This is a genomic window from Terriglobia bacterium (assembly GCA_020072565.1).
Taxonomy (GTDB): Bacteria; Acidobacteriota; UBA6911; order UBA6911; family UBA6911; genus JAFNAG01.
The window spans coordinates 146,053-160,358 of record JAIQGI010000005.1 but is presented as its reverse complement, the minus strand read 5'-3'; the positions used below and the strand labels follow the sequence as shown (position 1 = coordinate 160,358).

Here is a 14,306-nt window from a genome sequence, read left to right as displayed (position 1 = left end):
CATGCGGCTCGACGCACACCAACATTTCTGGCGCTACAATCAGGAAGAGTATCCGTGGATCGGGCGTGGAATGGAGTTGCTCCGGAGGGATTTTCTGCCGGCTGATTTTCTCCCGCTCCTTCAGTCGATCGGGTTTGATGGAAGCATTGCCGTGCAAGCCAGGCAGAGTGTTCAGGAGACGGCCTGGCTTCTGGAACTCGCGGATCAGTATGCCTTCATCCGGGGAGTGGTCGGATGGCTGGATTTGTGCGGTCCGGAGCTCAAACAGCAATTGGAGCGTTTTGCGGAGCATGGTAAATTCTGCGGCGTCCGGCACGTCATTCATGACGAACCGGACGACCTGTTCATGCTGCGCGAGGATTTCAGTCGCGGCATCGGGCTTTTGGCGGAATTCAATTTGGCGTATGACCTGTTGTTGTTTCCCAGGCACCTGCGGCCCGCCGCTGACCTGGTGGCGCGACATTCCCGGCAACGATTCGTACTCGACCACATTGCCAAGCCGCATGTTAAAGACGGCGTCATGGAACCGTGGGTTGAGGATATACGGCGACTAGCGCACTTCTCCAATGTAGCGTGCAAAATCTCCGGGATGGTCACAGAAGCCGATTGGCACAACTGGAAGCCCGATGATTTCACGCCTTATCTTGATGTCGTATTCGAGGCCTTTGGCGCGGATCGAATCATGATCGGGTCGGACTGGCCGGTGTGCACGGTTTCTGCCCCTTTTCATCGGGTGATGTCCATGGCTATGGACTACGTCAGGCGCTTATCGGATCACGAGCAGAAGAGGGTGCTGGGGAAGAACGCACTCACGTTTTACCGGATTTACCCGCAGGAAGAAGGAGTGAATTGATGAAAGCAGCGATACTCTACAACGACCGGGATATTCGCCTGGGAACAGCATCGGATCCGGAACTCAGACCCGACGAGGTACTGGTGGAAACCGGATATGCCGGCATATGTGGCACGGATCTTCACATATTCCGCGGCGAGTTTCACGAACGCGTCAAATACCCCGCGATTACCGGACATGAGTTCGGCGGCATCATACAAGCGGTGGGAAAAGAAGTAAAAAACTTCAAGGCCGGCGACCGCGTAGCCGTGGATCCGATCATCTCATGCCACAGCTGTCCTGCCTGTCTTACGGGCCATCTCAACGCCTGCCGCACCCTCAAGTTGCTTGGAGTGGACCTCGACGGCGGATTCGGACAATACGTGGCCGCGCCGGCCAGCCATGTTTTTCCCATGCCCGAGAATGTCCCCATGACGTTTGCCCCAATGGTGGAAATGTACGGGCTGGGGCATCACGTGCTGCAGCGCGGGCAGGTACAGCCGGGCGAAACGGTCGTCATTCTGGGCGCCGGCAAACTCGGGCTTTCGGTCCTAGACGTGCTTTGCCACAGTGCCGGCGCGGCCCGGACCATCATTACCGACCTGCAACCGTTCCGTCTGGCAACAGCCGCCAAGCTCGGCGCTGATTACGTCATCAACATCGCGGAGGAGGATCCGGTCGAACACGTGATGGAGACCACTCAGGGTATCGGTGTGGATTGCGTGATCGAATGCGTCGGACACTATCACGCGATCGAGGGGCAGGAGGCGCCACTGGCGCAGGCCGTCAAGATGATCCGCACCGCCGGAAGGATCGTCACGGCAGGATTGGGAGAACAGCTTTCCGCGGTGCATTTCAAGACCCTGGTCATCAAGGAGGCACAGATCATTGCCTCACGCGTAACGCTGGGGGAGTTTCCTCGCGCCCTCCGGCTTATGTCCAAGGGTCTGCTGCACCCCGATAAGCTGGTGACCGACCAGATGGCTTTGAAGGATGTTGCAACCGCTTTTGCAAAGGTTGACAGCGAAGATCCAAACACGATCAAAGTCGTGTTGAATGTCCATGAGGCGTAGAAAGGTTCCGAGACGTATCTCGAATAAACAACTTGATTACGTTTACTTCACTGCGTTAAGAGAGGGGCCATGAACCGACGCATCCTGCTTGTCACCGGCGATGCCGGAGAATCGTACGAGACGCTTTACGCCGTGCACCGTTTCCGGGAAGCAGGCGACACTGTAACGGTTGCCGCGCCCGCGCGCCGCCGCCTGCATCTGGTGATGCACGACTTTGAGCCGGGATGGGATACCTACATCGAGCGCCCCGGCTACTGCCTTGACGCAGCACTCGCTTTTTCCGAAGCGCGAGTCGAGGACTTCGACGCCATCCTGCTGATTGGCGGGCGCGCACCCGAGTATCTGCGCCACGACGAGAGGCTGCTGGAGCTGGTCCGCGCTTTCGAGGTGTCGAAAAAATGGGTTTTCGCGATCTGCCACGGCATTCAGATCCTGGTCGCGGCGGGATTGGTCAAGGACCGCTGCGTTACCTGCTATGAAAATGTGCGCTTCGAGGTGGTGCAGGCCGGCGGAACCTGGGACCGTCACGAGGCCGTGCGTGACGGGCGCATTATTACGGCCCAGACCTGGCAATCGCATCCGGATTTCTACCGTCTCGTCTTCGCCGCGCTTGAGGGATAAATGGAGCTCACTATCGCCCACACCGTAGCCGACCTTTTCCACAACGGGCAGCTTTTGTGCAGGATCTTTCATTCGCATTCGCTCCTTATCCCTTTGCCGCCATCAAGGTCTTGACCTCTCCGTTCACGCGGAGCTGGACGGAACGCGGTATTCTTTGTTCTCAAGTTGCCGCATCTTCTGAAGCAACCGGCGCATTTCCGGCAGTGCCTTTACAGCTCCATCGTGTGCATACGAATGCGGCCGGCCAGTCCAGACAGTGTGCTCATTGAATTGAACACGTTCGGTCGGCACACCGCCAAACACCATAGCTCCGAGGAAGCCGTTGCCGACCGGCAGCGCTTCCTCCCATATTGCGGCCGGCTCGCGATACCAGAGACTGAGAGTCGATTGAGGCGCATCCGCTTTGCCAGTCATCCGGAATTCTACGGCCCGGGCCGACGGCAAAAGCGCGTCGCCCGACTTGCCCGAGTCCAGCTCCAGCCCGGCGAGGCGCGACGCTCCTGTATCGGCCACCCATCCACGATCCGGATTCGTTCCGGCTGCCATGCCGGCGAGGAGGCAAATCAGCGCTGCCAATTTGATTTTTATATTTGTCCCCCGCAATAGAATTCTTTGCGTCGAGTATAACGCAGGAATGGAATAACCGGCTAAAGCTTGATGTCGAACTGCTCACGCAGTTCTCGCACACCCTTGGGCGTGGCGAAGTATTGATTGCCCTGCAGGACCAGCCAACCTCGCTTGACGCACCATGCGAGAAATCCGCCGCCGACGGCAAGCCGATTGATACTCTTGGTCCCTTTCAGCCGCTCTTCGTCGGGGGTTTGATGGGTGCGGTGCCATTCCTCGTCCTGCCCCTTGTTCACCCCCAGCTTTTTCATGAGGGCGTCGTGCTGCTTGGGAGTAAGTGTCGGGTGCTTTGCATGCCAACGTTCGTGTTCTTCTGTGGTCATGGTCATCCCCATGTGGCGAATTCTCTTGCTCATTCCTCAATCCTCCCTTCTTTATGCAGCATCCTAAGGAAGCTGGCGCCATCAAGTCAATCCGAACAGGATCAGTTTCTGCTATGAGGGGTCATGTTTTTTTGTGGGCGGCAAACTGTAGGGGAGACGCCAGGCAAAGCCCGACACTCTTCCGGCCACGGATTCGCGACCAGGATGCGTTTTGGGCGCGTGCCGGCAAGGCTGCCGACCGTCGGCGTTGCTGAAGGGCAGGCTCGGGCATCGGGGAATGCTCACCTATTTCCTGCTTGGCATCCACTTCTGGGATGCTGCACCGTCGTATGGAAATAGGTGAGCGTCCACCATTTCCTCGAATCAGATCGCTTTGGGCATCGACGTCCAGCCGCCCTTCTTAGCGCTGCTCTTGACGCAGGTCTCGATGAAGGCAATGCCCATCCAGCCGTCCTCGACGTTGGCGTATTTGATCCCATCGCACTTGAAGGATTTGCCTGCTTTCCATAACCGCACGTCGGCCTCGAAGCCACGATGCAGCCGGGCGAAGGCATCGTGGAATGCCTCGGGGTGGCCCGAAGGGATCGTCGGCTCGGCCATCAGGTCAGCGGGGACATCCTTGGGCAGGAATCCGTCGCCCGGGGTGACGGCGCCGCGCCAATAGACACGATCGGGCTGGCCCGGCAGCATGATGGTAACTGACTCGGATTCTTCCTGGCGCCAGACGAGCGTTCCCTTGGTGCCGGCGACTTCGATGCCAAGGTCGTTCTTGTGGCCGATGCAAATCTGCGAGGCGCGGACAAGCGCTTTGCCGCCGTTGCTCAGCGTGCAGTACACCGTGAAATGGTCGTCGAGGCGGCGGCCCTGGACGAAGGTCTCAAGCCGGGCGCTGACCTTAGCAACGTCGAGTCCTGTGACGTAGCGAAGCTGCATGAGTGCATGCGTGCCGATGTCGCCGCCGCAGCCCGAACCGCCGGCGCGCTTCGGATCCACGCGCCAGGAAGCCTGCTGCTGGCCCATGTCTTCGAGCTTGGTGGCGAGCCAGCCCTGAATGTAATAACTGTCCACCCAGCGCACGTCGCCGATCAATCCGCTGCGCACAATGTGACGGCTGAGCCGACTGGTCCAGTGGCCGACATAGGTATGGGCGACCCCGAAAGGAATGTTGAGCTTGCGAGAGGTCTTCACAAGATCGGCGGCTTCCTTCAGGTTCAGGCACAGTGGCTTCTCGCAGAACACCGCGATGCCTGCCTTCATTGCCTTCATCGCCGGATCGTAGTGCACGTTGTTCGGGGTAACGATCAGGATGTAGTCCAGCTTTTGGTCGTCGGGCAGTTTGGCGTTGGCGGCAATCATCTCGTCGTAGGAGCCGTAACCCTTGATCGGGTAGGGCCAGTTGGCGGCTTCTTCGAGCGCGACCTTTGGATCGGGAAACAGCGCGCCGGCAACCACGCGGCGCGTGCCGTCAAAATGGATGGCTCTTTGATGCGGGTGGACAATGAAGGCGCCCTTGCCGCCGCCAACCAGACCGACATTGAGAGGCATTTGAGACATGGTTGATTCTCCTGTTGCATGATTTGTGCCGTTATCCGCTGCAATTCATGTTGAATCTGTTTCGGATTTCGAAGGATTGGAAGAAGTGGCTGCCATTTCGCATGGCTGCATCCTTCGGGGGCCCCTTCCTCCCAAAAACGATATGCAAACCTCGGGATCGAACTCTCCGCCACCGCTGGATTCTACACTGAGAGCGCCTCACTGAATACGGCTTTTGGGCACTGATCCGGGCGACCCTTTCAAAAGGCTGTGCGAACCGCCAATCGAGGCGGAGCTATGCCAATATGCCGCATCCATATCAGCCGTTTTGGCATACAATGCAAACGAGTCAAAGTCCTACGTCATACAAGGTAACTGGTAGCCCAAGCCTGGCCTGCGAGGGGCAGATTCCCAAGAGGCAACTTATCCGGACTATCCCTCACTCGGACCACCTGGCCGGCGCCCAGCAGCTGCGAACTGTGCGACGCGAAAAGTGGCTGTCTGCGCTGTTGAAGTGCTCGCTCGTGTCATTGGAGCAGTAATCCTGTTCGAGGACTATCGCCATGCGACGCTTTCAAACTCTTCTGGCGCTTGCAAGTCTGATCACGCTGGCCGTGGGTGATAACACCGCCGCACCGCCGCGTTCTTCCGGGGCCACTGCTGCTGCAGCCCGGAGTTGGGCCGCCGACAACGGAAGCGAAAAATGGTGCCTGTCCCGATTTTGCTTTGATCTATCCCCTTCACGGCGTTTTCAAGTTCCAGCGCGCCTTGTCGCTCTCGGGGTCGAACTTGGTCAGGGTCGGCGTGCTGCCGCCGACCGCGGTCAGGGCCAGGGATTCCTTGGAATTGGGCACAGCCTTGGGCATGATGCGGTAAGTGCCATCGGTCAGCTGGTCGATGCGCCACAGTTGTTCGGGATTGCCAGTAAAGCTGGGAACCGCCACAACCTCGGCGCCTGAGGTGGCAGCCAGCGTACGATCCGTGCCGGCGATCGTGATCTTGAAATAGGGCGAGCCGGGATAACCGCCGACACCGGCGACGGGCGTGATCGTCCACTTCTGATGGGGACGGAACATGTAGTCGCCGATGCGAATCTCTATGTTGCCGGCCGGCCAGTTCCCTGACACCTGGGCGAGCTCCTGGGCCGCAACTGGAATCACGGGGCCGGCAGGGGCGCCGAAACCACCGCGTCCGCCGCGGTCCATCCGCACGAAATCCACAGCCAGTTCCAGCGCATAGCCGCTGCGTTCGGACTGGATCTCATAGGTTCCTTCCTTGAAGTTGTCGCCGGCAACAGGCCACCCGTCTTTCCAAAGCAACGGGCGAATGTCCAGCACGCTACGGCCGCTGCGGTCCAGGTCGGCCTCGTAATGGCAGGAGAATTTCTGCACGCCGTCGCCCAGGTCCAGCAGACCGAAATGGCCCGTCCCGACGAAACGACCGCTGGCCCCCACAAGGAACTTGCCGCCGCCTTTGAGCATGTCCATGCCTATGTTGTCAAGGAAGGGGCCCGTCACTTTCTTGGAGCGGCCCACGCGGATATTGTAGGTGGAGTTGGCGCCGTCGCAGCATGTGCCGTGAGTGCCCAATAGGTAGTACCAGCCGTCACGATACATCATGGCAGTGGCTTCGCAGTCGATGGCTATGTTAAGGGGCCTATTTTTGGGCATGCGCAGACCCGTTTTGGGATCGAGCTCGACGAGGCGGATGTAGCCGAAGTAGGTCCCGTAGGTGAGCCACAATCGGCCATCGGTGGGATCGAGGAGGAACGCCGGATCGATGGCATCGCAGTCCTCTATGCCGTCAGACGAGGCGACGATGGTGTCGTCTTTGAATCCGAAGTCGGGGGATTTGGGGTCGAGCGTCTTGGTCCACATGATGTGGACACCGCTGGCATGTCCACCTGCCAATCCGCCTCCTCCCCTGGCATAGGTCACGAAGAAGCGATCCCCGATGTGGATGATGTCGGGGGCCACTCCGCCGCCGGGACGCACGGCCCCGCTGTGCCAGGTCCAGCCGTCGTCGGAGATCAAGCCTCCGCCGCCGGTGCCGAAGGTGTAGAACTTGCCATCGCACTGCATGATGGTCGAGGGATCGTGGATATAGGGTTCGCCGTCCAGCGCCGGTGCCGGACGAGACTGAAAAGAAAACAGAGTGGGAACCGCTGCTCCCAAAAGAACCGCTGCGGCCAGAATATGGGGTTTCATAAAGGCTCCGAGCACAAGACGATATAGACCGAAATAGCACGACTCATTCTTTTCCAGCGTTTTCAAGGCTTAGGGTAAGATCCTTGATCGGTTTGCCGCTCTCGTCGACAAAGCGGACGCAGAAATCACTTAAGCCGGGGCCGTTGATGACGGCGCCGCGCATGACGTTCCGGCCCTTGTTGAGCGTGAGACGTTTGGAGACGCAGTCATCCATGACCATGCGCCGGTCGCCGGAGAGGATGACGGCTTCCCTGCCGTTGAGCCACCACATGGACGCCGAATTTGAGCCAACCGCCATGCGAGCGTTTATAGTCTCGCGCGGGCTGTTGACGATGGTAACGGCCCAGAAGATCACGCCGTACGTCGGTTTGTTCAGGCCATAGGCGAAGCGAAAAAGCTTGACGTTCCAATTGGCGGAATCCAGAGCATGCCATGCGAGTTCCTGGTCGCCGACCTTCACCTTGTCGCCGTGGCGCGGAATGACAGTGAACTGGTCGGGGAAGTACTCGGTATTGAAGGCGTTCCGGACGTAGCTGTCGGTAAATACGGTGTTGGTGCGGTTCGGCTTGTTGATCGGCTCGAGAAGCAGCCAGCGCTGTAGGAAGCCGTCGGGATCCGGCGCCTTGGCGCCCGGCGTTGCCGGCGTGAAGTAGGGCGCGATGCTGCGAGGAGCACTGCCGGTCGTTTGGCCGCGAGCATCGCTGCCAATCGCGGCAGAGCAGCCTTGAAACGCCGATAAAACCAGGAGGCCAAATACTAATATCACGATGTTGCGGAACGTAATCATGGGAGGCCCTTCAATAGGATTTCTGATTTTTGTGCGCGAAACAACACCGAATTTTTGCCGCGACCAAGGTGAGCGATTCGTGCCGCATTGTCAAGTGTCTTGATCAACCTGTCCACACCAAATAAGGGTTACTTCGTACCACCCACACTCAAGGTGAATCCTTTTAGCGGCTTGTCCTCCTTGTCGAGGAACCGCGCACAAAAGTCGCTGGCGCCGCTGCCATTGACGACGGCGCAGCGCACGACGTTCGGCCCCTTTTTGAGCGTGAGGCGTTTTGAGACGCCGTCGTCGATGACGGTCTGCCGGTCGCCGTAGATGCCGGTGACTTCCTTGCCGTTGACCCACCACACCGAGGCGGCATTGGAGCCGATGGCCAGGCGCACGCCGGGCAGATCTTGCGGGCAGTTAACGATGGTGACGGCCCAAAACAGGGCGTTGTCGCTCGTCTTGCCGAAAGCCTTGGCGAAGTAATAGAGATTGAGATTGTAATCGTTGGTATCGATGGCATGCCAGACGAGTTCCTTGCCGCCGACCGTCACCTTGTCGCCGTCGTGCGGAATGACGGTGAACTGGTCGGGAAAATACTCAGTCTTGACAGCCGCCCGAACGACGCTTTCCGTCTGTCCATTGACGGGGATGGGTTCGAGGATAAGCCATCGCTGCATGAATCCGTTGGCATCAGGGACCCTAGCGGCGGAAGCAGGACGCGCCAGGAAGGGCGCGAGGCTGGGAGTTGTCTGGCTCTGTCCAACAGCCATGGCCAGGAACGTTGAGCCGGCCAGGACAACGAGTGCCGGCATACACATGTTGCGTAGCGTAATCATAGGAAGCCCTCTGCTGGATTTCGATTTCTGAATAATGGTTTCCGATCGTCGATTGGCTTTCAGGGTGTCTTGAATAGCCAGCGTTGCTTGTCGCTCTTAGGGTCGAACTTGGCCAGCGTAGCAAAACTGCTGCCGATAGCCGAAAGGGCCAGCGATTCCTTGCCGGCAGAGGCGGATTTGGGCATGACGCGCCAGGTGCCGTCGGTGAGTTGGTCGAGACGCCAGAGCTGTTGGTTCCCGCCGGTAAAGGCTGGGAGGGCGACCAGTTCGCCATCCTCTCCCACGGCCAGCGTGCGGTCGGTGCCGGCGATGGTGATCTTGAAATACGGCGAGCCGAGGTAGCCGCCGGCATTCGCGACGGGTGTAATGGTCCATTTCTGCTGGGCCTGGCACATGTAGTTGGACATGCGGATGTCGATGTTGCCGGCAGGCCAGTTCTTCGAGACCTCGGCGACATCCTGCGGCGGAATCGGGCTGCCCGTACCTCCGAACATTCCTCGTCCGGCGCCAGCGCCGGCTGCTCCAGTTGCACCGCCCTGTGCGCCTCGTCCACCGGCTGCGCCAGCTTGACCGGTGTCACCAGTTGCACCACGGCCACCGGCTGCGACGGCTTGACCGGCTTCACCGGTTACGCCTTGCCCACCTCGTCCACCGCCGGGTGCGCCGGCTCCGCTTCCCCCCGGCCCGCCTCCCCTGCCGGCGCGCCGGCCGCCGACCGGCATTCCCTCCACAGCGAGTTCGATCGCCGTGCCGGTGCGCACGGATTCGATTTCATACGTGCCTTCCTTCATGTTTTCGCCGGCGATGGGCCAGCCGTCTCTCCACAGCAGCGGGCGGATGTCGAGCACGCTGGCGCCGCCCCTGTCCAGGTCGGCTTCCTGGTGCATGGAAAACTTCTGCACGCCCTCGCCCAGGTCGATCAGGCCGAAGTGGCCGGGGCCAATGAAGCGACCGCCGGAGCCGATGACGAGCTTACCGCCGCCCTGGAGCATATCAAGGCCAGTGTGATCGAGAAAGGGTCCCGTCGCTTTCCTGGAGCGGCCGACACGGATGTTGTAGCCGGAGTCGGCGCCGCGACAGCAGCTGCCATGCGTGGCCAGCAGGTAATACCAGCCGTCGCGATAAATCATGTCCGACGCTTCGCAGTTGATCGCGATGTTCACGGGCTTGTCGTTCGGGTCGACACGTTTGCCGGTTTTGGGATCGAGTTGGACGACACGGATATAGCCGAAATAGGAACCATAAGTGAGCCACAGTCTCCCGTCGGGATCCAGAAGGAGTCCCGGATCGATGGGATTCATGAAGTCGTCCGGCCCTTCCTTCCCGACGATAGGCCCACCGATCTCCCATTTATAATCGGGAGAATTCGGATCGAGGCTTTTGCTCCATATCATGGTGACGCCGGAAATATACATGTAGTAGCGGTCGCCGATGTGGATGACGTCGGGGGCTGCTCCGGTGCGCGCAGGTACGACGCCGCGACGCCAAGTCCAGCCATCGTCGGAGACCAGCGTGCCGCCGCCGGTGCCATAAGTGTAGAACTTGCCGTCGCACTGCATGATGGTGGATGGATCGTGAATCTGGACAACACCGTCCAGCGCGAACGGGGCTGCTGCCCAAACAGCAATAAACGCCATTAAAAGCATGATAAGCCTTGCATCGAGGGACGACCGGGTACGGCGGTTTGGTTTCATGGTATGTCCTTCTAGTTGCTCGTGTGTTGGTCGCTTCATACACTCCTCTCAAATTGGAATTCGAAAGACTCATGACGGGCGCAAACCAATTCATCGTGCATATGGTTGGAGCGCGACAAGGTATTTTTCCAGGAGCGTCCTGAGAGCCTGGCGATCTTCTTTCCCGCGGCGAAGCATCCCGACCTGGCGGGTAGGTAATTCACGCAGCGGCACGAGTTGCGCAGACTCAAGAAGATTGGCGGCCACTTCTGCGATCTCAAGGCCCGAGTTCCAGTCGCCGTTCGAGTCGGCCAGCCATTTGCGGGCTTCCTGGATCTCGCGGGTGACCCAGCCTTCACGGTCGGGTTGTTCGAGCACGACATCCGGGCCGCGGTTGCGGAAGATGCCCATGACGGCCATGGGGATAGAGGGATCGCGGACGGTGCCATCGGGATAGAAGATGCCGTGGACATTACCCCAGCCACGGCCCGTGCTGTCCTGTACGATCATGAGCTCCCAAAGGTAATAACCGACGTGGGCGTTCATGTGTTCCTGGATGGTCACGTCATAGGGATTGGCCCGAGCCACGCAGCCCATTTCATCATCCATGACCTGCTTGCGCGCCGCCGCGGCGGCTTTCTTGGCGCGTTCGATATCGGCCCGCACGGCGCTTCGGGTTTGCAGATAGTTGTGGAAGACCAGCACATCGACATCATCAACGTATTGTTCCATCGTGGATTCAAAGGCAAATCCGATCGTGACGGGCGTTTGGCCATCGAGCTTGCGGAATAAACCCGCCATGTACCGCGCGAACGCGATCCGGCTGGCGACGCGGCTGGCTGGTGTGGGTGGGTAATCCGGCTCATTGGATACATCCCAAAACGCCAGGCCCGGCTCTTTTCCAAGGGTGTCCACAAGAAACTTGGCCCATTCCTCCGCCCCGGGGCGGCCTTCGCCCTGCATCTGCGTGTTGTATCCGACGACCGGCATCACGCCCATGCCGCGCTGGTCAGCGGCGCGCGCGAGGTGCAGGAGATTCTGCCGAAACTGGTTGGGATTGTTCTGATAGGCCTGGTAAGTGATGAAACAGCGAATCTGGTTGATACCCAGGTGCTGAGCGTAGTTGAGGTCACGCTCGGTGATAGCAGGTGAATAGTTGTTCCACATGCCAGGGTGGCCGCCGTATTCGGCATAACAGTAGTTGGCGCCGCGGATGGTCGAGGTATCGACTGGGGTACGGGAGTTGGCCCGGCGGACAATGGGGAAAGGCTTGGTGGCAGGATTGCCCCCCGGCGCGGATTGTGCTCCGGCGGCCGCGGAGGTCCCGGCAAGTGAGGAGTAACCGGCTGACGTTGCGAGGAGGGAAACCGCCGTCAAGAGGCCTGCGGCGAAACCACGGAAAGGAATATGGAACATGGTTGCCTCCGAAAGTAACTCAGGATTCATATGTGCTGCCGTGCTTCGATCTTTTTAGTTCGCTTGCTCAAGCCGCTGGCCTAATGCCTGATGGATAGCATCTTGAACAGGAGGGGGTCGTACTCCTCCAGGCCCGTGATTCCATAGAGGTGGTTCGCGGAAATCCACGGCAGCCAGAACCGGTGGCCCCCTACGCCGCGCCCGGCCCCTCCCGGCCCCATGCGCCAGCCCTCCTGCTGCCACCCAATTCCTTTCAGGTCGTACTGGCGTCCCGGAAGAGCGACCATCGACTTTGTGTCGTGCAACAGAACGCGCGCTACATCCAGGTAATGCGGATCCTTCGTGAGGTTGTACAGCTTCGCATACGAGGGCACAGCCCAATCCAGGTATTCATCGACACTGCCGGCGACCGCTGCCGTTATGCCCTGGAATCCCAGGGCCGGCACACCTTTTTTCCAATGGAGTTGCGCGTCGTCCGCATCCAAAGGCATCGGCACGTTCCAGATCCAGATCCAGCTTTCGGCGAAGTCCGCGGCAGCCTTGGCGCGTTCCAGCCACTTGGGTTCATTGGTCGAGTCGTAAAGACTCAGATAAGCTTCCATGCTGAGCATTCCGGCTTCTTTGTCCGTGATGTTCGGGTTGTCGATCGCGCCTCCGATGAAGACTCCTCGGGTCCCCCAGTTTGCCCAGACGTATTCGGCCGCTCGAATTGCCGCCTGCTTGTACTTGGGATCGCCCGTCTCTTCGGTCATAATGACGAGCAGCGGCACGGGATTGTAGCTCGTCGTTCCCGAGGGCTCTTCAACCTCGTTGCTTCCGCGTTTCCATCGCCTCGGGAACGATCCATCCGGCCGCTGCTGCGGGATCAGCCAGTCCACGTAGGTCTTCACCCAGTTGAACCATTCCGGATGCTGGCGGCCGAGCGAGCGCTCGCGCCGGTATGCCCGCATCAGCACGCGCATGTCTTCGGTGGCGTTTCGCAGCCAGGGGGCGAGCCAGTTGTTATCCGATTGCTTCACGGTGGAATCCCATGGCTTTCCGGTGGCAAGGTCGTAACCGGTCCCCTGAAGCGGAACTGTCGGAAGAGCCTTGATCAGGGACGAGATGATCGCCAGGCCGGTCCGGCGCATTTTCTGCCCACGTTCGGTTTTGTCGCGATCGCCTTCTCGCAACAGTTGGTCCGCGCATTCGATGTTCTTGCCCACAAAGCCCATCGCCACCATGGTCCAATTCCATTGAAGCTGGTCTGATATGGTGTTGAGGACGAAAGGAATGGCGGTCCGCCCGTCGATGGTTGCCGCTTGGGCTAACATGTGGTCTATCAAGACCCGGCGCATCTGCTCGACGTCAATGTACGTGACGGGAGGGTTCAGAGTGTTCCACGCCCATCGCCACGCATTGCGCGTCACGTCCCGGAACGACTCGCTCTGCCCGAAACGAAAGCTCACCTGGTAGGTGTGGGCCACCCCCTGAGCGATCGGGTGATAGCGTCGAATCCACCTGAGTCCCGCCGGCCCCCCGCGGCCGCCCGCGTAACTGCTCGTCGTGCCGGGAAACCAGAAGCCGAACTCGATGGGGCTGTCGTCCGCCTGCCAGACCCCGAGCGCGCCGAACTGCAGCCGTGCGTCGGTCAGCACCGGCTTGGTAAGCCTTGTCTCCTCTACGGTCGTGTCGCCGCGCGGCGAAGGATTCAGGACAGCCACCGAAGCGCCATTGTTAAAGGAGAGTGCGAACAAAGGCGCGGGGAGAATATCCTCCCGCATTTGGAAGCGGCGGGCCGCGTAGTTCTGCGTGCCGCCGGGCGAACGGTCGCCGTCATAGGTGGAATCTCCGTAGAGAGCTCCCGGGGCCAGGTAGTTCACGTCGGACCAGCCTACGGATGGGTCGACCGTGAACACGACGGACGAGTAGAAGCCGCCCGGCGCATTTCCGACTACTTCCACCTGCCTGCGCACCGAAAGAACTGCTCCGCTCAGACTCCAGCGGTCCGTCACGTGGAAGACGACGTTTTCGCCATACGCAATTTCCGCCCGGGCATTTATGCCGTCTGCCGACTTTTGGACTGTCTTGTATCCGGCGGCAAGCTGACGGATGTCCTCTTCCGTGCGAAAGACCTCAAACCCGGCGGGTTTCGGCTGCAGGATGCGCGGAGCTGCCGCTCCCGCGATTTCGATGCCCCACTCGCCGGTCGTGGCGCGAGTAAACGAGACCGTTGCACCTGTTTGCAGGCGTCCAAGGTCCACTCGAGCGCCTTGTTGCGCGGATAACGCCGATTCTGCCAGGCACAATCCAACTAGTACGCACTTGCGAAACAACGGTTTCACCCTTCCCTTGCTCTTGTTCCTTCCCGGATCGTTTTCCGGAGCGTCAATCCCGGTTTGAGAACCCCG

The 14,306-nt window shown here is 59.7% G+C and carries 12 protein-coding genes; 3 read left to right on the top strand and 9 right to left on the bottom strand.

The window, feature by feature from the left end; genetic code table 11:
- Nucleotide 1 precedes the first annotated feature (1 nt).
- The 3 genes from LAP85_04600 (at nucleotide 2) to LAP85_04590 (ending at nucleotide 2,526) form a co-directional block, all read left to right on the top strand.
- Entirely contained in the window at nucleotides 2–853 is an 852-nt protein-coding gene (locus tag LAP85_04600; protein ID MBZ5495659.1) for an amidohydrolase family protein, read from the top strand.
- Nucleotides 853–1,905 (top strand): alcohol dehydrogenase catalytic domain-containing protein, encoded by a 1,053-nt coding sequence (locus LAP85_04595; GenBank protein MBZ5495658.1) that lies wholly within the window; start codon nucleotides 853–855, stop codon nucleotides 1,903–1,905. Before LAP85_04600 ends, LAP85_04595 begins: the two co-directional genes overlap by 1 nt.
- 69 nt (nucleotides 1,906–1,974) lie before the next feature.
- Nucleotides 1,975–2,526, top strand: a complete 552-nt coding sequence (locus tag LAP85_04590; protein ID MBZ5495657.1) for a DJ-1/PfpI family protein — start codon at nucleotides 1,975–1,977, stop codon at nucleotides 2,524–2,526.
- Nucleotides 2,527–2,649: 123 nt separating this feature from the next.
- Here the strand turns inward: LAP85_04590 and LAP85_04585 are convergent, their stop codons facing one another.
- The 9 genes from LAP85_04585 to LAP85_04545 form a co-directional block, all read right to left on the bottom strand.
- Nucleotides 2,650–2,940 carry a glycoside hydrolase family 95 protein gene (locus LAP85_04585; GenBank protein ID MBZ5495656.1) on the bottom strand — a complete coding sequence of 97 codons (291 nt, stop codon included), beginning with the start codon at nucleotides 2,938–2,940 and terminating at the stop codon, nucleotides 2,650–2,652.
- A gap of 233 nt (nucleotides 2,941–3,173) precedes the next feature.
- Entirely contained in the window at nucleotides 3,174–3,509 is a 336-nt protein-coding gene (locus tag LAP85_04580; GenBank protein ID MBZ5495655.1) for a hypothetical protein, read from the bottom strand.
- 330 nt (nucleotides 3,510–3,839) lie between these two features.
- Nucleotides 3,840–5,030 carry a Gfo/Idh/MocA family oxidoreductase gene (locus LAP85_04575; protein ID MBZ5495654.1) on the bottom strand — a complete coding sequence of 397 codons (1,191 nt, stop codon included), beginning with the start codon at nucleotides 5,028–5,030 and terminating at the stop codon, nucleotides 3,840–3,842.
- A gap of 719 nt (nucleotides 5,031–5,749) precedes the next feature.
- On the bottom strand, nucleotides 5,750–7,216 hold the full coding sequence (locus LAP85_04570) for a family 43 glycosylhydrolase (protein ID MBZ5495653.1): 1,467 nt from the start codon (nucleotides 7,214–7,216) through the stop codon (nucleotides 5,750–5,752).
- Between the two features lie 43 nt (nucleotides 7,217–7,259).
- Complete coding sequence (locus tag LAP85_04565; GenBank protein MBZ5495652.1) at nucleotides 7,260–8,003, bottom strand: acetylxylan esterase; 744 nt, start codon at nucleotides 8,001–8,003, stop codon at nucleotides 7,260–7,262.
- Between the two features lie 128 nt (nucleotides 8,004–8,131).
- Nucleotides 8,132–8,827, bottom strand: a complete 696-nt coding sequence (locus tag LAP85_04560; GenBank protein ID MBZ5495651.1) for an acetylxylan esterase — start codon at nucleotides 8,825–8,827, stop codon at nucleotides 8,132–8,134.
- A gap of 59 nt (nucleotides 8,828–8,886) precedes the next feature.
- Nucleotides 8,887–10,521: a family 43 glycosylhydrolase gene (locus LAP85_04555; protein MBZ5495650.1), complete on the bottom strand. Its 1,635-nt coding sequence runs from the start codon at nucleotides 10,519–10,521 to the stop codon at nucleotides 8,887–8,889.
- A 90-nt stretch (nucleotides 10,522–10,611) separates the two neighbouring features.
- A complete protein-coding gene (locus tag LAP85_04550) occupies nucleotides 10,612–11,916 on the bottom strand; it encodes a hypothetical protein (GenBank protein ID MBZ5495649.1) in 1,305 nt (434 codons plus the stop codon).
- Nucleotides 11,917–11,996: 80 nt separating this feature from the next.
- Nucleotides 11,997–14,159: a hypothetical protein gene (locus tag LAP85_04545; protein MBZ5495648.1), complete on the bottom strand. Its 2,163-nt coding sequence runs from the start codon at nucleotides 14,157–14,159 to the stop codon at nucleotides 11,997–11,999.
- Between the last annotated feature and the right edge of the window lie 147 nt (nucleotides 14,160–14,306).

Excerpts from the sequence above, each read along its gene's own strand:
- LAP85_04570 (MBZ5495653.1), bottom strand. The coding sequence starts at position 7,216 with ATGAAACCCCATATTCTGGCCGCAGCGGTTCTTTTGGGAGCAGCGGTT.
- LAP85_04550 (MBZ5495649.1), bottom strand. The coding sequence starts at position 11,916 with ATGTTCCATATTCCTTTCCGTGGTTTCGCCGCAGGCCTCTTGACGGCG.
- LAP85_04555 (MBZ5495650.1), bottom strand. The coding sequence starts at position 10,521 with ATGAAACCAAACCGCCGTACCCGGTCGTCCCTCGATGCAAGGCTTATC.
- LAP85_04600 (MBZ5495659.1), top strand. The coding sequence starts at position 2 with ATGCGGCTCGACGCACACCAACATTTCTGGCGCTACAATCAGGAAGAG.
- LAP85_04595 (MBZ5495658.1), top strand. The coding sequence starts at position 853 with ATGAAAGCAGCGATACTCTACAACGACCGGGATATTCGCCTGGGAACA.
- LAP85_04565 (MBZ5495652.1), bottom strand. The coding sequence starts at position 8,003 with ATGATTACGTTCCGCAACATCGTGATATTAGTATTTGGCCTCCTGGTT.
- LAP85_04575 (MBZ5495654.1), bottom strand. The coding sequence starts at position 5,030 with ATGTCTCAAATGCCTCTCAATGTCGGTCTGGTTGGCGGCGGCAAGGGC.
- LAP85_04580 (MBZ5495655.1), bottom strand. The coding sequence starts at position 3,509 with ATGAGCAAGAGAATTCGCCACATGGGGATGACCATGACCACAGAAGAA.
- LAP85_04560 (MBZ5495651.1), bottom strand. The coding sequence starts at position 8,827 with ATGATTACGCTACGCAACATGTGTATGCCGGCACTCGTTGTCCTGGCC.
- LAP85_04590 (MBZ5495657.1), top strand. The coding sequence starts at position 1,975 with ATGAACCGACGCATCCTGCTTGTCACCGGCGATGCCGGAGAATCGTAC.
- LAP85_04585 (MBZ5495656.1), bottom strand. The coding sequence starts at position 2,940 with ATGACTGGCAAAGCGGATGCGCCTCAATCGACTCTCAGTCTCTGGTAT.